Below are 19,245 nucleotides of genomic sequence, written 5' to 3'. Positions count from 1 at the left end.
ACTCATAGAAATGAAAAAACATAATGAGAGTATTTTAAATGAATATAATTGAATTTATTCTGGATTTGGATTGGAAGAAGATAGTAGAATCAATTTTATCAGCTCTATTAGCTTCTGGAATAATCGGTGGTTTTGGTTACTTAGTGACGAAAAAAATTACAAGAGATTTTCGTATTGCAGAAGAAATGAAATCGTATGGATTTAAAGGTGTAGTGGCAAAGAAAAAGCATTCGACTAGAGAGATTAAAAAGTTATGTAAAAATACTAAAAGATTGGATTTACTTTTTATATCAGGTATTGATTTTTTTTCGGAAAATAGAACTGTATTAGAGAATGCTATGAATAATGGAATGAAAATTCGTTTTTTGTGTTCTCAGATCTATACCAATTTTTTATCAGATTTAGAGAAACTTGAGGATAAAGAAGGGTTGCGAAAGTCTGACACAAATATTAGTATCGAAATTGAAGATGTGACTAAAAAATATAGTAAATATATAGAAAGTGGACAAATGGAAATTCGCTATTATTCAACACAATATCGTTTGCCGTTTATGTTGGTTTATAAAAAAAAGAAAAATATGAAGATGACAAAGGCTTTTTTAAGAGTTACTCTGCCTCCATATAATTGGGAGACCAATTTTGTGTTGATAGGTGAACGTAAAACTACTAAAAAAGATGACTTTTTTAAAACTAATAATGATGAAATAGATTTCATTTCTATGATGGAAAAACATTTCGATTGTGTTTGGGAAGTTGCGGATAGGGAAATAGATAGAAAACAAGAAATAAAAAATACAAATTTCGAAGTGAAATCTTAAAAATCTAAACTTTGAGACTTTGCTTATTTAAATATAATAACAATTACTTTGAATATAATCATGATAAAGAAGATTGGACCGTTTGGTGCAGTCTTTTTCTCTTTCCGAAATGCCTGTGAAATATGGTATAATAGAAGAATGGCAAACAAGAATACAAGTAAAACAAGACGGAGACCGTCTAAAGCAGAACTCGAAAGAAAAGAAGCGATTCAACGGATGTTGATTTCGTTGGGAATCGCCCTTTTATTGATTTTCGCAGCCTTCAAATTAGGGGCTGCAGGTATCACCCTTTACAATTTAATACGCTTGTTGGTGGGTAGCCTAGCCTATTTGGCAATATTTGGTATCCTGCTCTATCTCTTCTTCTTCAAGTGGATACGAAAACAGGAAGGGCTCTTATCTGGCTTTTTCACCATATTTGCAGGTTTGCTCCTGATTTTTGAGGCCTACTTGGTTTGGAAATATGGTTTGGACAAGTCCGTTCTAAAAGGGACCATGGCTCAGGTTGTGACGGATTTGACTGGTTTTCGAACGACCAGTTTTGCTGGAGGGGGCCTGATTGGGGTCGCTCTTTATATTCCAACCGCCTTTCTCTTTTCAAATATCGGCACTTACTTTATTGGTTCTATCTTGATTTTAGTGGGTGCTCTCCTAGTCAGTCCTTGGTCTGTTTATGATATTGCTGAATTTTTCAGTAGAGGATTTGTCAAATGGCGGGAAGGTCATGAGCGTCGAAAAGAGGAACGCTTTGTCAAACAAGAAGAAAAAGCTCGTCAAAAGGCTGAGGAAGAGGCTAGATTAGAACAAGAAGCTACTGAAAAAGCCTTACTCGATTTGCCTCCTGTTGATATGGAAACGGGTGAAATTCTGACAGCAGATGTTGTACTTGACGCTCCACCTTTTCCAGAAGAAGATTGGGTGGAACCAGAAATCATCCTGCCTCAACCAGAGCTTGAATTCCCTGAACAGGAAGATGGCTCTGATGATGAAGATGTACAGGTTGATTTTTCAGCCAAGGAAGCCCTTGAATATAAACTTCCAAGTTTACAACTCTTTGCCCCAGATAAACCAAAAGACCAGTCTAAAGAGAAGAAAATCGTTCGAGAAAATATCAAAATCTTAGAAGAAACCTTTGCTAGCTTTGGTATCAAGGTAACAGTTGAACGGGCTGAAATTGGGCCATCAGTGACCAAGTATGAAGTCAAGCCAGCAGTAGGTGTAAGGGTTAACCGCATTTCCAATCTAGCAGATGACCTCGCTCTAGCCTTGGCGGCCAAGGATGTTCGGATTGAGGCTCCAATACCTGGTAAATCCTTAGTCGGGATTGAGGTTCCTAACTCTGAGATTGCGACGGTATCCTTCCGCGAACTATGGGAACAATCTCAAACGAAAGCAGAAAATCTCTTAGAAATTCCTCTAGGAAAGGCAGTTAATGGCACCGCAAGAGCTTTTGACCTTTCTAAAATGCCCCACTTGCTAGTTGCAGGTTCAACGGGTTCAGGGAAGTCAGTAGCTGTTAACGGCATTATCGCCAGCATTCTCATGAAGGCGAGACCTGACCAAGTTAAATTTATGATGGTCGATCCCAAGATGGTTGAGTTATCTGTTTACAATGATATTCCCCACCTCTTGATTCCAGTTGTGACCAATCCACGCAAGGCCAGCAAGGCTTTGCAAAAGGTTGTGGATGAAATGGAAAATCGTTATGAACTCTTTGCCAAGGTAGGAGTCCGTAATATTGCAGGCTTTAATGCCAAGGTAGAAGAGTTCAATGCCCAGTCTGAGTACAAGCAGGTTCCCCTACCGCTTATTGTCGTGATTGTGGATGAGTTGGCTGACCTCATGATGGTTGCCAGCAAGGAAGTGGAAGACGCTATCATTCGTCTTGGACAGAAGGCACGTGCTGCCGGTATCCACATGATTCTTGCAACCCAGCGTCCATCCGTTGATGTCATATCTGGTTTGATCAAGGCCAATGTCCCATCTCGTGTCGCATTTGCGGTTTCATCAGGGACAGACTCCCGTACTATCTTGGATGAGAATGGAGCAGAAAAACTGCTTGGTCGAGGAGACATGCTCTTTAAACCGATTGATGAAAATCATCCAGTTCGTCTTCAAGGCTCCTTTATCTCGGATGACGATGTCGAACGTATCGTAAACTTTATCAAGGCTCAGGCAGATGCGGACTACGATGAGAGTTTTGATCCAGGTGAAGTTTCTGAAAATGAAGGTGAATTTTCAGATGGTGAATCTGGTGGAGATCCGCTTTTTGAAGAAGCCAAAGCTTTAGTCATCGAGACGCAGAAAGCCAGCGCATCTATGATTCAGCGTCGTTTATCAGTTGGATTTAACCGTGCGACCCGCCTCATGGAAGAACTTGAGATGGCAGGTGTCATCGGTCCAGCTGAAGGTACCAAACCAAGAAAAGTATTGCAGCAATAAAAAATAGCTTCTTTCCAAATTTGGAAGGAAGCTATTTAGTGATTATTGATTAGTTTTATTTTCCGAAGTTGGTGTATTATTGGACTGTTTTTCATTTTCAGTGCTAGGTTTACTTGGAGTAGAAGTAGAAGAATCCTGAGTTGATGCTTTCTGCTCTTCTTTTTTCTCTTCCTTGACGCTAGATTTTGGTGTTTCTTCTTGTTGTGTTTTTTCTTGACTAGTATTATTTTCCTTATTGGGACTAGTGTTTTCCTGAGGGGATTCCTTTTGAATTTCTTTGACAATGGTTGTCGTCTGGCTTGTCGTAGGTTCTTTTTTAGTATCTTTATTATTATCTAGAGCGTTCATGATAGTGATACTTGCGGTAATCAAGCCAAGGATACTAGCGATAGTAGCAACGGTTTTTTGAAAGACCGTAAAGCCTTTTTTGATGTGTTCTGTTTTTGGTTTTGAGGTTCTACGATAATTAGACATGCATTCTCTCCTTTGATTAAAATTTATTATACCGCATTTCTTTAAAAAAATCTTAAAAAAAGAGGAATTGTCCTTTCTTGTCGCAAGCTCCGTTTCATGATACAATAGAGGGAGTGATTTTAGAAAGCGTGAGAAACATGATTTACTTTGATAATTCGGCGACGACCAAGCCCTATCCTGAAGCCCTTGAAACCTATATGCAGGTGGCTTCAAAAATTTTAGGAAATCCATCTAGTCTCCATCGTTTGGGAGACCAGGCAACACGAATTTTAGATGCTTCCCGTCAACAGATTGCAGATTTAATCGGTAAGAAAAGTGATGAAATCTTCTTTACATCTGGTGGAACAGAAGGTGATAACTGGGTTATCAAGGGTGTGGCCTTTGAAAAAGTTCGGTTTGGCAAGCACATCATTGTATCAGCCGTTGAACATCCAGCAGTTAAGGAATCAGCCCTCTGGCTGAAAAGTCAAGGATTTGAAGTGGATTTGGCTCCAGTAGATGAGAAAGGATTTGTCGATGTTGAGGCGCTAGCAGATTTGATACGACCAGAGACGACCCTCGTTTCCATCATGGCAGTTAACAATGAAATCGGCTCTGTTCAGCCCATTGAGGCTATTTCAGAACTGTTGGCAGATAAGCCGACTATTTCCTTCCACGTTGATGCGGTTCAAGCACTTGCTAAGATTCCAACTGAAAAATATCTGACTGATAGAGTGGATTTTGCGACTTTCTCTGGTCACAAGTTCCACGGAGTTCGTGGTGTTGGTTTTGTCTATATCAAGTCTGGCAAGAAGATTACGCCACTGTTGACTGGTGGTGGTCAGGAACGTGATTATCGTTCGACAACTGAAAATGTGGCAGGGATTGCAGCGACAGCCAAGGCTCTGCGTTTGTCTATGGAAAAGCTAGATTTCTTTACTAGTAAGACAGGGCAGATGAAGGCAGTGATTCGCCAAGCTATTTTAGATTATCCAGATATATTTATCTTTTCAGATGAGGAAGACTTTGCCCCTCATATTCTGACTTTTGGAATCAAGGGTGTTCGTGGTGAAGTCATCGTTCACGCCTTTGAAGACTATGATATTTTCATCTCAACGACTTCGGCTTGTTCGTCCAAGGCTGGAAAACCTGCAGGTACCTTGATTGCAATGGGAGTGGACAAGGATAAGGCCCAGTCAGCTGTGCGTCTTAGTTTAGACCTTGAAAATGATATGAGTCAGGTCGAGCAGTTTTTGACCAAGTTAAAATTAATTTACAATCAAACTAGAAAAGTAAGATAGGAGCATTCATGCAGTATTCAGAAATTATGATTCGCTACGGTGAGCTGTCAACCAAGGGTAAAAACCGTATGCGTTTCATCAATAAACTTCGCAATAATATTTCAGACGTTTTGTCTATCTATCCCCAAGTTAAGGTAACGGCAGATCGCGACCGTGCTCACGCTTTCCTCAATGGAGCTGATTACACAGCAGTTGCAGAATCGCTTAAGCAAGTCTTTGGGATTCAAAATTTTTCTCCAGTATATAAGGTTGAAAAATCTGTAGAAGTTCTGAAGTCTTCTGTGCAAGAGATTATGCAGGACATCTACAAGGAAGGCATGACCTTTAAAATCTCTAGCAAACGTAGCGACCATAACTTTGAGTTGGATAGTCGTGAACTCAACCAAACCCTTGGAGGAGCTGTATTCGAAGCCATTCCAAATGTGCAAGCTCAAATGAAAAGTCCTGACATCAATCTTCAGGTGGAGATTCGTGAAGAAGCAGCCTATCTTTCTTTTGAAACTATTCGTGGGGCTGGTGGTTTGCCAGTTGGAACTTCAGGTAAAGGGATGCTCATGTTGTCAGGAGGAATTGATTCCCCTGTAGCAGGTTATCTTGCTTTGAAACGTGGAGTGGATATTGAGGCTGTTCATTTTGCCAGTCCACCTTACACGAGTCCTGGTGCCCTTAAAAAAGCCCAAGATTTGACTCGTAAATTGACCAAGTTTGGAGGCAATATCCAGTTTATCGAAGTACCTTTCACAGAGATTCAAGAGGAAATCAAAGCCAAAGCGCCAGAAGCCTACCTTATGACCTTGACCCGTCGTTTTATGATGCGGATTACCGATCGTATTCGTGAGGTACGAAATGGTTTGGTCATTATCAATGGGGAAAGTCTAGGTCAAGTAGCCAGCCAAACCCTTGAAAGTATGCAGGCTATCAATGCTGTTACCAACACTCCCATCATCCGTCCAGTTGTGACCATGGATAAGTTGGAAATCATCGATATTGCACAAGAAATTGATACCTTTGACATTTCTATCCAGCCGTTTGAAGACTGTTGTACGATTTTTGCACCAGATCGTCCAAAAACAAATCCTAAGATTAAGAATGCGGAGCAGTATGAAGCACGTATGGATGTTGAAGGTTTAGTTGAGCGAGCTGTGGCTGGAATCATGATTACTGAGATCACACCGCAGGCTGAAAAAGATGAAGTTGATGACTTGATTGATAATCTGCTCTAATTTAGAAAATCCAAAAGAATTTAGAAAATTAAATGAAAAAGTTAGTTTTTAATCCAAAAATGGAAGAAAAACTGACTTTTTTTCTTAAACTGTGATATAATAAGAATAAATTTTGAATATAGAGAGTTTTCTGACAATGAATCAATCCTACTTTTATCTAAAAATGAAAGAACACAAACTCAAGGTTCCTTATACAGGTAAGGAGCGCCGTGTGCGTGTTCTTCTGCCTAAAGATTATGAGAAAGACACGAATCGTTCCTATCCTGTTGTATACTTTCATGACGGGCAAAATGTTTTTTATAGCAAGGAGTCTTTCATTGGTCACTCATGGAAGATTATCCCAGCTATCAAACGAAATCCCGATATCAGTCGCATGATTGTAGTTGCTATTGACAATGATGGCATGGGGCGGATGAATGAGTATGCGGCATGGAAGTTCCAAGAATCTCCCATCCCAGGCCAGCAGTTTGGCGGTAAGGGTGTGGAGTATGCCGAGTTTGTCATGGAGGTGGTCAAGCCTTTTATCGATGAAACTTATCGTACAAAAGCAGACCGCCAGCATACAGCTATGATTGGTTCCTCACTAGGAGGCAATATTACCCAGTTTATCGGTTTAGAATACCAAGACCAAATTGGTTGCTTGGGCGTCTTTTCATCTGCCAACTGGCTCCACCAAGAAGCCTTTAACCGCTATATCGAGCGTCAGCAACTATCGCCTGACCAGCGCATCTTCATCTATGTGGGAACGGAAGAAGCGGATGATACAGACAAGACCTTGATGGCTGGTAATATCAAACAAGCCTATATTGACTCATCGCTTCGCTATTACCATGATTTAATAGCAGGGGGGGTACATCTGGATAATCTTGTGCTGAAAGTTCAGTCTGGTGCCATCCATAGTGAAATCCCTTGGTCAGAAAATCTACCAGATTGTTTGAGATTTTTTGCAGAAAAATGGTAAGTTAAGAAAGGAAAAAACGAAATGCATATTGAACATCTTAGCCACTGGAGTGGCCATCTCAACCGTGAAATGTACCTCAATCGTTATGGACATGCTGGGATTCCAGTTGTGGTCTTTGCTTCATCAGGTGGTAGTCACAACGAATACTATGATTTTGGCATGATTGATGCCTGTGCCTCTTTTATCGAGGAAGGCCGTGTCCAGTTCTTTACCCTCTCCAGTGTAGACAGTGAGAGCTGGTTGGCCACTTGGAAAAACGGTCACGACCAAGCAGAGATGCACCGTACCTACGAACGCTATGTGATTGAGGAGGCCATTCCTTTTATTAAGCACAAGACAGGCTGGTTTGATGGTATGATGACAACAGGTTGCTCCATGGGAGCCTACCATGCTGTCAATTTCTTCCTCCAGCATCCAGATGTCTTTACCAAAGTGATAGCTCTTAGTGGTGTTTACGACGCACGTTTCTTTGTCGGCGATTACTATAATGACGATGCTATTTACCAAAACTCGCCAGTAGATTATATCTGGAACCAGAACGACGGCTGGTTTATTGATCGTTATCGTCAGGCAGAGATTGTGCTGTGTACGGGTCTTGGTGCCTGGGAACAAGACGGTCTACCATCTTTCTACAAGCTCAAAGAAGCCTTTGACCAGAAACAAATTCCAGCCTGGTTTGCTGAATGGGGACATGATGTCGCCCACGACTGGGAATGGTGGCGTAAACAAATGCCTTATTTCCTCGGTCATCTCTATTTATAAAAGGAGTTACCTATGAATTACCTTGTTATTTCTCCCTACTATCCACAAAACTTTCAACAGTTTACCATTGAACTAGCTAATAAAGGCATCACTGTCTTGGGAATTGGTCAAGAGCCTTACGAGCAATTGGATGAGCCTTTACGTAATAGCCTAACCGAGTATTTCCGTGTAGATAACCTTGAGAACATAGACGAAGTCAAACGTGCAGTTGCTTTTCTTTTCTATAAACATGGTCCAATTGACCGTATCGAGTCTCATAATGAATACTGGCTTGAGCTGGACGCAGCACTCAGAGAGCAATTCAATGTTTTTGGTGCCAAACCAGAGGATCTCAAAAAGACGAAATATAAGTCTGAAATGAAGAAACTTTTCAAAAAAGCAGGTGTTCCTGTGGTACCTGGAGCTGTTATCAAGACTGAAGCAGATGTAGATCAAGCAGTGAAAGAAATTGGTCTTCCAATGATTGCCAAACCTGATAATGGAGTGGGAGCAGCCGCAACCTTTAAGCTTGAGACAGAAGACGATATTAATCACTTCAAGCAAGAATGGGACCATTCGACCGTTTATTTCTTTGAAAAATTTGTCACTTCCAGCGAAATCTGTACCTTTGACGGGCTCGTGGATAAGGATGGAAAGATTGTCTTTTCAACGACCTTCGACTACGCCTATACACCGCTGGATCTCATGATTTACAAGATGGACAATTCTTATTACGTTCTCAAGGATATGGATCCTAAATTACGTAAATATGGTGAGGCAATTGTCAAAGAATTTGGTATGAGAGAACGGTTCTTCCATATTGAGTTCTTCCGTGACGGGGACGACTACATTGCCATTGAGTACAATAACCGTCCTGCAGGTGGTTTTACAATTGATGTTTATAATTTTGCTCATTCCTTGGACCTCTATCGTGGCTATGCAGCTATTGTAGCAGGAGAAGAGTTCCCAGCGTCAGAATTTGAACCTCAGTATTGTTTGGCTACTTCTCGCCGTGCAAATGCTCACTATGTTTATTCAGAAGAGGATTTGCTTGACAAATATAGCCAGCAGTTCAAGGTTAAAAAAATCATGCCAGCGGCCTTTGCGGAACTTCAAGGAGATTACCTGTATATGTTGACAACTCCTAGTCGACAAGAAATGGATCAGATGATTAAGGATTTTGGTCAGCGTCAGGCTTAAGAGACTATCGGATTAAGGAAATTCACTCCCTTAATCCTTTTGTTTTGTCTGATAAAAAGTAAGAGCATCCTAATAAGGTAGCTATCATAAAACTTGTTCGATAACTATTTGAAGCAGGATTAGGTGGTCAGAAATTGAATTTTAATACTTCAATTGAGTCATAGTATTGTGCTTTCGTATCCTTAAATCAGCTAAAAGGATCCATGACGACACCTATACGATATAGTTTTCAAGATACCAAACAAGTCTATTAAAATATTCAGGTGACGCATAGATATAGTTAATTGAAGCTTTGTTTGAAATCTGATAAAATAATGATGTTACTAAGTTTTAAAAACTAAAGAAAAGGGAAGATATGATTACAGGCGAATTAAAAAATAAAATCGATCAGTTGTGGGAAATTCTTTGGACAGAAGGAAATGCAAATCCTTTAACAAATATTGAACAGTTGACTTATCTCTTATTTATGAAAGATTTGGATAGTGTCGAGCTTGGACGTGAAAGTGATGCTGAATTTTTAGGGATTCCTTATGAGGGAGTTTTTCCAAAAGATAAACCTGAATACCGTTGGTCAACTTTTAAAAATATAGGAGATGCTCAGGAAGTTTATCGTTTAATGACTCAGGAGATTTTTCCGTTTATTAAAAATCTCAAGGGGGATACAGATGATACAGCCTTTTCACGATATATGCGAGAAGCTATTTTTCAAATAAATAAACCTGCTACGCTTCAAAAGGCAATTTCTATCTTAGATGTTTTTCCAACTAGGGGATTAGATGTAGATTTTGATAATGACAAACAAAGTATTACTGATATCGGAGATATCTATGAATATCTGTTATCAAAATTGTCGACCGCAGGTAAAAATGGACAGTTCCGTACACCTCGTCACATCATCGATATGATGGTTGAGTTGATGCAACCAACCATCAAAGATATCATCTCAGATCCCGCTATGGGTTCTGCTGGCTTCTTAGTATCTGCTAGCCGTTACTTAAAGCGTAAGAAAGATGAATGGGAAACCAATACAGATAATATCAACCATTTTCATAATCAGATGTTTCATGGAAATGATACGGATACGACTATGTTAAGACTTGGGGCGATGAACATGATGCTACATGGAGTAGAAAATCCACAAATCAGTTACCTTGACTCGCTGTCTCAAGATAATGAAGAAGCCGATAAATATACTTTGGTTTTAGCAAATCCTCCTTTTAAAGGCTCACTTGACTACAATTCAACCTCTAATGACCTTCTTGCAACCGTAAAAACCAAAAAAACAGAATTACTCTTTCTTTCTCTTTTCTTGCGAACTTTAAAACCAGGTGGACGAGCAGCAGTTATCGTACCTGATGGTGTCCTTTTTGGTTCGTCGAAAGCTCATAAAGGAATTCGTCAGGAAATTGTAGAGAACCATAAGCTTGATGCTGTAATCTCAATGCCTAGTGGTGTTTTCAAGCCTTATGCTGGAGTTTCAACTGCCATTCTCATCTTTACAAAAACTGGCAATGGTGGTACTGACAAGGTCTGGTTTTACGATATGAAAGCGGATGGTTTAAGTTTGGATGATAAGCGACAACCGATTAGCGACAATGATATTCCAGATATTATCGAACGCTTTCATCATCTTGAAAAAGAAACAGAACGTCAGAGAACGGATCAATCTTTCTTTGTTCCAGTTGATGAGATAAAGGAAAATGATTATGATTTGTCTATCAATAAATATAAAGAGATTGAGTATGAAAAAGTTGAGTATGAACCAACAGAAGTCATCTTAAAGAAAATCAATGATTTAGAAAAAGAAATTCAAGCTGGCTTGGCTGAATTAGAAAAATTACTCAAGTAGGGAGGTGGCTGTATGAAAAAAGTGAAGTTGGGGGAAGTCTTATCTCTAAAAAAAGGCAAGAAAGCCACTGTACTTGCTGAACAAACAACTCTAAGCCAACGTTATATTCAAATAGATGATTTAAGAAATAATAATAATTTAAAATTCACTGAAAGTTTAAATATGACTGAAGCACTTCCAGATGATATTCTGATAGCATGGGATGGTGCTAATGCAGGAACAGTTGGCTATGGGTTATCGGGAGCTGTTGGTAGTACAATTACGGTCTTAAAAAAGAATGAGCGATACAAAGAAAAAATTATATCAGATTACTTGGGAGTCTTTTTGGAAAGTAAATCGCAGTATTTACGAGATCATTCAACAGGTGCAACAATTCCTCATTTAAACAAGAATATATTACTTGATTTACAATTAGAATTGCTAGGTATTGAAGAACAAGAGAACATTATCTGTATTCTTAATACGATTAAAAGGCTTATTACTAAAAGAAAATTGCAGTTAGATGAACTAAACTTGCTCGTCAAATCCCGATTTAACGAGATGTTTGGGGATCCTTTAAATAATAACAAGAAATTTGCAGTAAAAACGGGACAACAGTGTTTTAAATTTTCAAGTGGAAAATTTCTTGATAAACATGATAGAGTTTTTGAAGGTTATCCTGCCTATGGTGGAAATGGCATTGCTTGGAAAAGTCGAAAATATTTAATTGATCATCCTACTATCATCATTGGTCGTGTAGGTGCATATTGTGGCAATGTAAGAACTACCCACGGTAAGGTATGGATAAGTGATAATGCTATATATATAAAAGAATTTAAGAATTCCGATTTTAATCTTGTATTTTTATTAGAATTAATGAAAGTAATTGATTTTAGTAAATTTGCTGATTTCTCAGGTCAACCAAAGATAACTCAAAAACCATTAGAAAATCAGAAATATATTCTCCCCCCTCTTTCCCTCCAAAATGAGTTCGCAGACTTTGTAGCCCAGGTCGACAAATCACAATTGGCAATCCAAAAATCTCTGGAAGAGCTTGAAACTTTGAAGAAATCTCTGATGCAGGAGTATTTTGGCTGATATTCTGCCATTGTAATTACGGTAATGATTTGTTATAATACAACAAAGGAGGAAATCAGATGGTAGTAAAAACAAGAAAACAAGGAAATTCAATCACCATTACGATTCCAAGTGAATTTAATATTCCAAGTGGTGTAAAATACGAAGCTAAATTGTTACCAAGTGGTGAGATTATCTTTACTCCTGAAGAATTGGATCAGCAGGTTTCTTATGTATCTGATGATGCCTTTGACTTAAATTTAGATAAAATATTTGACGAATACGACGATGTTTTCAAAGCTTTGGTGGAAAAATGACAATCTATCTAACAGAAAAGCAAATTGAAAAAATAAATGCTTTAGCAATTCAACGGTATTCTCCAAATGAGAAAATTCAAACAGTTAGTCCTTCTGCCTTAAATATGATTGTGAACTTACCAGAACAATTTGTCTTTGGGAAGCCTCTTTATCCAACAATTTTTGATAAAGCAACGATACTATTTGTCCAATTGATAAAGAAGCATGTTTTTGCTAATGCTAATAAAAGAACTGCTTTCTTCGTTTTGGTCAAATTTTTACAATTAAACGGCTATCGTTTTTCTGTAACGGTAGAAGAAGCAGTAAAAATGTGTGTAACCATCGCAGTAGAAGCTTTAACTGATGAAAAAATGACAAGCTACTCCAAATGGGTTTCTGAACATTCTGTTAGAGAAAAGGTCAAAAAGTAACCTACTATGCTGGATTTGAATGAGCACAAGAAAATAAATGAACAGACAATATTAGAATTCTGTAATGCAGAAACTGATATTGTCTCTTTTTATTGATGAATAAGAAAGTGAGAAATGATGGAATCAAAAGTTACAATTATCATGCAAGAAATGTTACCTCTTTTAAATAATGAACAATTACTAGCATTGAGAGAGAGTTTAGAACATCATCTAGTAGACGGAAAAAAGCAGCAGAAGTATTCGAATAATAACCTGTTGCAACTATTTATTACCGCCAAGCAGGTAGAGGGCTGTAGCTCAAAAACAATTCGTTATTACCAGAGGACGATTGAAAACTTGTTTAATGGTATTAAGGAGTCTGTGACACAACTCACAACAGATGATTTAAGGAGTTATTTAGCAAATTACCAGTCTGAAAAGGATTGTAGTAAGGCAAATTTAGACAATATTAGGCGTATATTGTCTTCTTTTTTTGCTTGGCTTGAGCAAGAGGAATATATCATTAAAAATCCCATTCGACGGATAAAGAAAATTAAGACTGAGCAAAATGTGAAGGAAACTTATACAGATGAACATTTGGAAGTTATGCGCGATAACTGTGAAAACTTGAGAGATTTGGCAATAATAGACCTACTAGCATCGACAGGTATGCGTGTAGGGGAGCTTGTACAGTTGAATCGTTCAGATATTGATTTTGAAAACAGAGAGTGTGTTGTCTTTGGTAAAGGAAAGAAGGAGAGACCAGTATATTTTGATGCTCGTACGAAAATTCATTTAAGAAACTATCTTAACGACAGAAAAGATAGTCACCCTGCTCTTTTTGTAACGTTAGTTGGAAAAGTCCAGAGGCTTGGAATTGCTGGTGTAGAGATTCGCTTAAGAAAGTTAGGAGACAAACTCGGTATACAAAAGGTTCACCCACATAAGTTCAGAAGAACTTTAGCGACTAAGGCAATTGATAAAGGTATGCCTATCGAGCAAGTCCAAAAACTGCTAGGTCATAGCAAGATTGACACAACCTTGGCCTATGCCATGGTCAATCAAAATAATGTCAAGCATTCACACCAAAAATTCATCTCTTAAAAGCAAATCCCGATATTCCGAGGAGATGGTTGCATGAAGAAAGTGAAATTAGGGGAAGTGGCTACTTTTATCAATGGCTATGCTTTTAAACCTCAAGATTGGTCATCTGAAGGGAAAGAGATTATCAGAATACAGAATCTGACTAAAACTTCAACAGAGATAAATTATTATTCGGGTACGATTGATCAAAAATATATTGTTGAAGATGGTGATATTCTTATTTCGTGGTCGGGTACATTAGGGGTTTTTCAGTGGTGTGGAAAATCCGCAGTGTTAAATCAGCACATTTTTAAAGTGGTTTTTGATAAGATAGAGATAGATAAATCATATTTCAAATATGTTGTTGAAAAAGGTTTACAAGATGCTGTAAAACATACTCATGGTTCCACAATGAAACATTTAACTAAAAAATATTTTGATAATATTATGGTTCCATATACAAATTTGGGAGAGCAACAAAGAATTGCAAGTGAGCTGGATTTGTTAAGCAAGCTGATTTTAAGGAGACAAGAACAACTTGAAGAGCTTAATCTACTTGTAAAATCCCGATATTCCGAGGAGGTGGTTGCATGACAATCATTTTTTTACAGAATATATTTGAAAAATCTATAAATGGTGAATGGGGTAATGAAGATAGAGGCAAAGGAGAGGCGACAGCAGTAATTAGGACCTCAAATTTTCTAAATTCTGGAAGACTAAATCTAGATAATATTGTATGTCGTGAAATTGATAAAGATAAAAACAGCGACAAAATTCTACGAACTGGTGATATTATAATTGAAAAATCAGGAGGTAGTCCAAATCAACCGGTTGGACGTGTTGTATATTTCGATGTTACAGATCAAGATTATTTCACAAATAACTTTACTAGTATTTTAAGAGTTAAACCAGGATATAATTCTAAATATATATTTTATTTAATGAAGTATCTTTATGACACAAAGAAGGTGTTAAAATTTCAAAATCAAACAACTGGAATTATTAATTTAAAGTTAGCTGACTATTTAAATAAAACCAAAGTTAATATTGAAATTATAGAAAATCAAAATACAATAGTAGATATATTGGATAGGTTAGAGTATCAAATAATAAATAGAAATAAGCAGCTTAGTGAACTCTCAAATCTTGTAAAATCCCGATTTAATGAGATGTTTGGGGATCCAGTTTTGAATGAAATGGGTTGGGATAAACATGCTTTGAAGGAATTTGGAATATGGAAAAGCGGTGGAACTCCTAAAAGAAATGAAGAAGAATTTTTTAGAGGAAATATTCCTTGGATTACATCAGGAGAACTAGAACATAAATACATTGAAGATTCTTTTGAAAAAATTACAGAAAAGGCAATTGAATGTAGTTCTGCAAAAATAATTGAAAAAGGTAGTTTATTACTGGGTATGTATGATACTGCGGGGTTAAAATCATCGATCAATACTAAAGTAATATCTTGCAATCAAGCTATTGCTTTTGCAAAATTAGATGATAAAATCACGAATACTATATATGTTTATTATGTAATTCAAAATTTAAGATCAACGCTATTGAATCAACAAAGAGGCGTACGTCAAAAAAATTTTAACTTATCGATGATCAAAAATATTTCCATCCCCCTCCCCCCTCTAGCCCTCCAAAATGAGTTCGCAGACTTTGTAGCCCAGGTCGACAAATCACAATTTGCTTGTGAGATAGCTATAAAAGTGTGGAGAAATAGCTTGAAATTTAGTATAATATAGCTAAACTATTTGTTTAAAGTGAGAAAAAAATGGGAAATTTTAGCTTTCTTTTAAAAAATGACGAATATGAATCTTTTTCAAAACCTTGCATTGAAGCTGAGAATATGATTGCTACATCAACTGTGGCTACCGCCTTTATGGCGCGTCGTGCTTTAGAGCAGGCTGTCCATTGGATATATAGTCACGATTCATATTTAGAAGCTCCCTATCGTGCTACTCTATCTTCTTTAGTATGGGATGATGATTTTAGGGATATCGTAGATTCTGAACTCCACAAGCAGATAGTTCTGTTGATTCGGTGGGGAAACCATGCTGCTCATGGTGGTGAAATTAAGGAACGAGAAGCGATTTTAGCTTTACATCATTTGTATCAGTTTGTTAATTTTATCGATTATTGTTACAGCAATGAGTTTGTGGAGCGTTATTTTGATGAGAAGTGCTTACCACTTTCAGCAAACATCAAATACCGAGAAACTCCACAATCTATGATAAAGTTACAAGACAGTTTACCAGAACTGCCTGATTTTCATGAACAGATGGCTGCTCAGTCCGTAGAAGTTCAAGAGACTTATACTGAAAAACGTGAGACTGCAGCGCAACGGCAAGATGTGCCTTTCCATATTGATCAATTATCTGAGGCAGAGACAAGAAAGCTCTTTATTGATATTGATCTCCGTCTAGCAGGATGGAGATTTGAAGAAAACTGTCGTGTTGAGATAGCCGTTGATGGTCTCAAGCACGGTTCAGGAATTGGTTACTGTGACTATGTACTTTATGGTAAAAATGGGAAAATTTTAGCGATTGTAGAGGCTAAAAAAGCCTCTGTCAATCCAGAAGTAGGGGAAGTACAGGTCAAAGAATATGCTGAAGCTCTGGAGAAACATATCGGCTATCAGCCAATTTGCTTTATTACAAACGGCTTGAAGCACTATATACTTGATGGTCCGAACCGACGCCAGATTGCAGGCTTTTACTCTCAAGAAGAATTGCAATTAGTGATGGATAGACGTCATCTTCAAAAACCACTTGAGGATATTTCTAGTAAAATTAGGGACGATATTTCCGGGCGTCACTACCAAAAACATGCGATTGCAAGCGTTTGTGAAGCTTTCTCTAATCATCGTAGACAGGCACTTTTGGTTATGGCAACTGGGGCGGGGAAAACTCGTACAGCAGTTTCTCTAGTTGATATCTTATCACGTCATAACTGGGTAAAAAACGTTCTCTTCTTAGCCGATAGAACTTCCTTGGTTAAGCAAGCCTATGATTCGTTTAGAAAATTACTCCCAGATCTTTCCGTTTGTAACTTCTTAGAAGATAAAGAAGGAGCTCAATCAAGTCGCATGGTCTTTTCAACTTATCCGACTATGATTGGAGCGATTAGTGGTCAAGAAGAAGTAAATCAACGCCCTTTCACTGTTGGGCATTTTGACCTTATCATAATTGACGAATCTCACCGTTCTATTTATCAGAAATACAAGTCCATTTTTGATTATTTTGATGCAAGGATTGTAGGCTTAACAGCTACTCCGCGTCAAGATTTAGATAAAAACACCTATGGATTCTTTAATTTGGAGAATGGTGTTCCAACATATGCATATGATTTGGAAGAGGCTGTTAAAGACGGATATTTAGTAGCCTATCATTCTATCGAAACCAAACTGAAACTACCTACGGATGGTCTACATTATGATGATTTGTCCGAAGAAGAAAAGGAACATTTTGATAGCAAATTTGAAGACGATAGCTGTGAAAAAGATATTGATGGGAGTGTGTTTAATTCCTTTATTTTCAATAAAAGTACAGTAGAAATTGTTTTAAATGAACTCATGACAAGAGGAATTCAGACAGCCTCGGGTGATGAAATTGGTAAAACTATTATTTTTGCTAAAAATCATGATCATGCGGAATATATCAGAGGTATTTTTAACAACCGTTATCCTGAAAAAGGGAGCGACTATGCTCAGGTGATTGATTATAGTATTAAGCATTATCAGACCTTGATTGATGATTTTAAAATTAAGGAGAAGTATCCTCAAATTGCGATTTCTGTCGATATGTTAGATACAGGTATTGATGTACCAGAGGTTGTTAATTTAGTCTTCTTTAAGAAAGTACGCTCTAAAACTAAGTTTTGGCAGATGATTGGTCGAGGAACCCGTCTATGTAAAGATTTATTTGGACCTGAGCAGGATAAGGAAAACTTCTTGGTATTTGATTATGGGGACAATTTTGATTATTTTCGTGCAGATCCAAGAGATGGAGAGGGTCGTCACATTGTTTCGTTGACTCAGCGTTTATTTAATATCAAAGTGGACTTGATTCGAGAACTTCAGGGACTCCAATACCAAGAAGATCAGTTTGCGAGAGCATACCGTCAGCAGCTTGTCTCGGAACTTCAAAGTCGTATAGAGAGTTTAAATGAGTTGGACTTCAGGGTTCGTATGGTTTTAGATACAGTTTATAGCTATAGGAAATTGGAAAGTTGGCAGAATATAACTGCTGTTACAAGTGAAACCATTCAAAAAAATCTCTCTCCGCTTTTATTTGATGAAGATAAAGAAGATGAGATGGCGAGGAGATTTGATTTGTGCTTGCTTCATATTCAGTTGGGGCAACTGACAGCTAAATCTTCCACTGTTCATATTTCCCAAGTGATGAAGACGGCTAGAGCTCTTTCTGCTATTGGCAATATCCCGCAGGTTTTTGAGCAGGCTGAAATTATCAGGAAAGTACAGGAGCCTGAATTTTGGAAAGAAGTTAGCTTGTCTGATTTGGAAAAAATTCGTCTTGCTATTCGAGATTTATTACAGTTTTTGGATAAGACAGACCGTAAACCCTACTATGTTAACTTTGAAGATCGTATACTCTCCACTGTTCACGAGACCACAGCATTTTTGCAGGTCAACGATCTTCGGTCTTACAATGAAAAAGTTGAGCATTATTTGAAAACTCATCTGGATGAAGAGTCCATTTCTAAGCTATACCATAATAAAAAGTTGACATCTGATGATATGCTTGCACTTGAAAAATTGCTCTGGGAAAAATTAGGTAGTAAAGCAGACTACCAACATCATTATGAAAATAAGGCAATTCCGAGATTGGTGCGTGAGATTATTGGCTTAGATAGAAAGTCTGCTAATCGTATTTTTTCTAAATTTTTGTCGGATGAGAATCTTAATGCCAGGCAGATTTCATTTGTAAAATTGATTGTAGACTACATTGTAGAAAATGGTTTTTTAGAGATGAAAGTGTTAACGCAAGAGCCGTTTAAATCTCATGGATCTGTTCAACTACTCTTTCAATACCAACTACCAGTACTTCGTAATATTGTTCAAACCATTGAGCTCATCAATGATCGAGCTGGAGAAGTGGCTTAAATTCTAAAGTGATTGCCATGCTGAGACTCATTTAAAATTAAAAAGAGTAGAAATTTATCTTATATATGAGAAGTTTTATTAGGAAGAATGTCATCGTTTTCCTAGAATACAGTATCAGTTTTTAAGTGGCTGATAAATTTCAAAGTAGATACTTGTACCACGATGTTTGTTGATCGAGTTATTAACAAAAGAGCTACTTTGATTTTAAAGAAATAGAAAACAAAAAGCTGAGCAAGAATTCAATTGCAGGAGAAAATGAAGGAATACTCAATGAAAATCAA

15 protein-coding genes and 1 pseudogene are annotated in these 19,245 nt (G+C 37.7%); 15 read left to right on the top strand and 1 reads right to left on the bottom strand.

From position 1 onward, the window contains the following. The first annotated feature begins 38 nt into the window (after window positions 1-38). Both HT730_RS02080 and HT730_RS02075 read left to right on the top strand, forming a co-directional pair. Window positions 39-818 carry a hypothetical protein gene (locus tag HT730_RS02080; RefSeq protein ID WP_112443554.1) on the top strand — a complete coding sequence of 260 codons (780 nt, stop codon included), beginning with the start codon at window positions 39-41 and terminating at the stop codon, window positions 816-818. A gap of 138 nt (window positions 819-956) precedes the next feature. Further along, window positions 957-3,260, top strand: coding sequence for a DNA translocase FtsK (locus HT730_RS02075; protein WP_345890420.1), 2,304 nt, complete (start codon window positions 957-959; stop codon window positions 3,258-3,260). A gap of 42 nt (window positions 3,261-3,302) precedes the next feature. On the opposite strand, the gene HT730_RS02070 is transcribed toward HT730_RS02075, so the two are convergent. Continuing rightward, the gene (locus tag HT730_RS02070; RefSeq protein ID WP_173306662.1) at window positions 3,303-3,734 is read right to left on the bottom strand and encodes a DUF6556 family protein; all 432 of its coding nucleotides are present in this window, start codon (window positions 3,732-3,734) and stop codon (window positions 3,303-3,305) included. A 137-nt stretch (window positions 3,735-3,871) separates the two neighbouring features. Here HT730_RS02070 and HT730_RS02065 point away from each other — a divergent pair, with 137 nt between their 5' ends. The 13 genes and pseudogenes from HT730_RS02065 (at window position 3,872) to HT730_RS02005 (ending at window position 18,964) form a co-directional block, all read left to right on the top strand. Then, window positions 3,872-5,014, top strand: coding sequence for a cysteine desulfurase family protein (locus tag HT730_RS02065; RefSeq protein WP_173306661.1), 1,143 nt, complete (start codon window positions 3,872-3,874; stop codon window positions 5,012-5,014). Between the two features lie 8 nt (window positions 5,015-5,022). Beyond that, window positions 5,023-6,237: a tRNA uracil 4-sulfurtransferase ThiI gene (thiI, locus tag HT730_RS02060; RefSeq protein WP_173306660.1), complete on the top strand. Its 1,215-nt coding sequence runs from the start codon at window positions 5,023-5,025 to the stop codon at window positions 6,235-6,237. A gap of 136 nt (window positions 6,238-6,373) precedes the next feature. Continuing rightward, entirely contained in the window at window positions 6,374-7,198 is an 825-nt protein-coding gene (locus tag HT730_RS02055) for an alpha/beta hydrolase (protein WP_031233572.1), read from the top strand. A 21-nt stretch (window positions 7,199-7,219) separates the two neighbouring features. Beyond that, a complete protein-coding gene (locus HT730_RS02050) occupies window positions 7,220-7,960 on the top strand; it encodes an esterase family protein (RefSeq protein ID WP_173306659.1) in 741 nt (246 codons plus the stop codon). A 12-nt stretch (window positions 7,961-7,972) separates the two neighbouring features. Then, window positions 7,973-9,139 (top strand): ATP-grasp domain-containing protein, encoded by a 1,167-nt coding sequence (locus tag HT730_RS02045; RefSeq protein WP_173306658.1) that lies wholly within the window; start codon window positions 7,973-7,975, stop codon window positions 9,137-9,139. 355 nt (window positions 9,140-9,494) lie between these two features. Beyond that, the gene (locus tag HT730_RS02040) at window positions 9,495-10,988 is read left to right on the top strand and encodes a class I SAM-dependent DNA methyltransferase (RefSeq protein ID WP_166731812.1); all 1,494 of its coding nucleotides are present in this window, start codon (window positions 9,495-9,497) and stop codon (window positions 10,986-10,988) included. A 12-nt stretch (window positions 10,989-11,000) separates the two neighbouring features. Then, window positions 11,001-12,065 carry a restriction endonuclease subunit S gene (locus HT730_RS02035; protein ID WP_173306657.1) on the top strand — a complete coding sequence of 355 codons (1,065 nt, stop codon included), beginning with the start codon at window positions 11,001-11,003 and terminating at the stop codon, window positions 12,063-12,065. Between the two features lie 59 nt (window positions 12,066-12,124). Further along, window positions 12,125-12,361, top strand: coding sequence for an AbrB family transcriptional regulator (locus HT730_RS02030; protein WP_000260603.1), 237 nt, complete (start codon window positions 12,125-12,127; stop codon window positions 12,359-12,361). Next, window positions 12,358-12,771, top strand: coding sequence for a type II toxin-antitoxin system death-on-curing family toxin (locus HT730_RS02025; RefSeq protein ID WP_023941843.1), 414 nt, complete (start codon window positions 12,358-12,360; stop codon window positions 12,769-12,771). The genes HT730_RS02030 and HT730_RS02025 overlap by 4 nt, the downstream gene beginning before the upstream one ends. 117 nt (window positions 12,772-12,888) lie before the next feature. After that, window positions 12,889-13,854, top strand: coding sequence for a site-specific tyrosine recombinase/integron integrase (xerA, locus tag HT730_RS02020; protein ID WP_173306692.1), 966 nt, complete (start codon window positions 12,889-12,891; stop codon window positions 13,852-13,854). A 33-nt stretch (window positions 13,855-13,887) separates the two neighbouring features. Then, window positions 13,888-14,412, top strand: a pseudogene (locus tag HT730_RS02015) (restriction endonuclease subunit S); the annotation flags it as partial. Between the two features lie 11 nt (window positions 14,413-14,423). Beyond that, window positions 14,424-15,584: a restriction endonuclease subunit S gene (locus HT730_RS02010; protein ID WP_173306656.1), complete on the top strand. Its 1,161-nt coding sequence runs from the start codon at window positions 14,424-14,426 to the stop codon at window positions 15,582-15,584. 29 nt (window positions 15,585-15,613) lie between these two features. Then, window positions 15,614-18,964, top strand: coding sequence for a DEAD/DEAH box helicase family protein (locus tag HT730_RS02005; protein ID WP_173306655.1), 3,351 nt, complete (start codon window positions 15,614-15,616; stop codon window positions 18,962-18,964). Window positions 18,965-19,245 lie beyond the last annotated feature (281 nt).

It is taken from the genome of Streptococcus sp. k-628 (assembly GCF_013277475.1).
GTDB lineage: Bacteria > Bacillota > Bacilli > Lactobacillales > Streptococcaceae > Streptococcus.
Note: the sequence above shows the minus strand (reverse complement) of the source record. Positions and strands in the feature narration are given on the sequence as shown.

Coding starts and splice junctions, on each gene's coding strand:
- HT730_RS02025 (WP_023941843.1), top strand. CDS start 12,358: ATGACAATCTATCTAACAGAAAAGCAAATTGAAAAAATAAATGCTTTA.
- HT730_RS02075 (WP_345890420.1), top strand. CDS start 957: ATGGCAAACAAGAATACAAGTAAAACAAGACGGAGACCGTCTAAAGCA.
- HT730_RS02040 (WP_166731812.1), top strand. CDS start 9,495: ATGATTACAGGCGAATTAAAAAATAAAATCGATCAGTTGTGGGAAATT.
- HT730_RS02055 (WP_031233572.1), top strand. CDS start 6,374: ATGAATCAATCCTACTTTTATCTAAAAATGAAAGAACACAAACTCAAG.
- HT730_RS02035 (WP_173306657.1), top strand. CDS start 11,001: ATGAAAAAAGTGAAGTTGGGGGAAGTCTTATCTCTAAAAAAAGGCAAG.
- HT730_RS02070 (WP_173306662.1), bottom strand. CDS start 3,734: ATGTCTAATTATCGTAGAACCTCAAAACCAAAAACAGAACACATCAAA.
- HT730_RS02030 (WP_000260603.1), top strand. CDS start 12,125: ATGGTAGTAAAAACAAGAAAACAAGGAAATTCAATCACCATTACGATT.
- HT730_RS02010 (WP_173306656.1), top strand. CDS start 14,424: ATGACAATCATTTTTTTACAGAATATATTTGAAAAATCTATAAATGGT.
- xerA (WP_173306692.1), top strand. CDS start 12,889: ATGGAATCAAAAGTTACAATTATCATGCAAGAAATGTTACCTCTTTTA.
- thiI (WP_173306660.1), top strand. CDS start 5,023: ATGCAGTATTCAGAAATTATGATTCGCTACGGTGAGCTGTCAACCAAG.
- HT730_RS02050 (WP_173306659.1), top strand. CDS start 7,220: ATGCATATTGAACATCTTAGCCACTGGAGTGGCCATCTCAACCGTGAA.
- HT730_RS02045 (WP_173306658.1), top strand. CDS start 7,973: ATGAATTACCTTGTTATTTCTCCCTACTATCCACAAAACTTTCAACAG.
- HT730_RS02065 (WP_173306661.1), top strand. CDS start 3,872: ATGATTTACTTTGATAATTCGGCGACGACCAAGCCCTATCCTGAAGCC.
- HT730_RS02005 (WP_173306655.1), top strand. CDS start 15,614: ATGGGAAATTTTAGCTTTCTTTTAAAAAATGACGAATATGAATCTTTT.
- HT730_RS02080 (WP_112443554.1), top strand. CDS start 39: ATGAATATAATTGAATTTATTCTGGATTTGGATTGGAAGAAGATAGTA.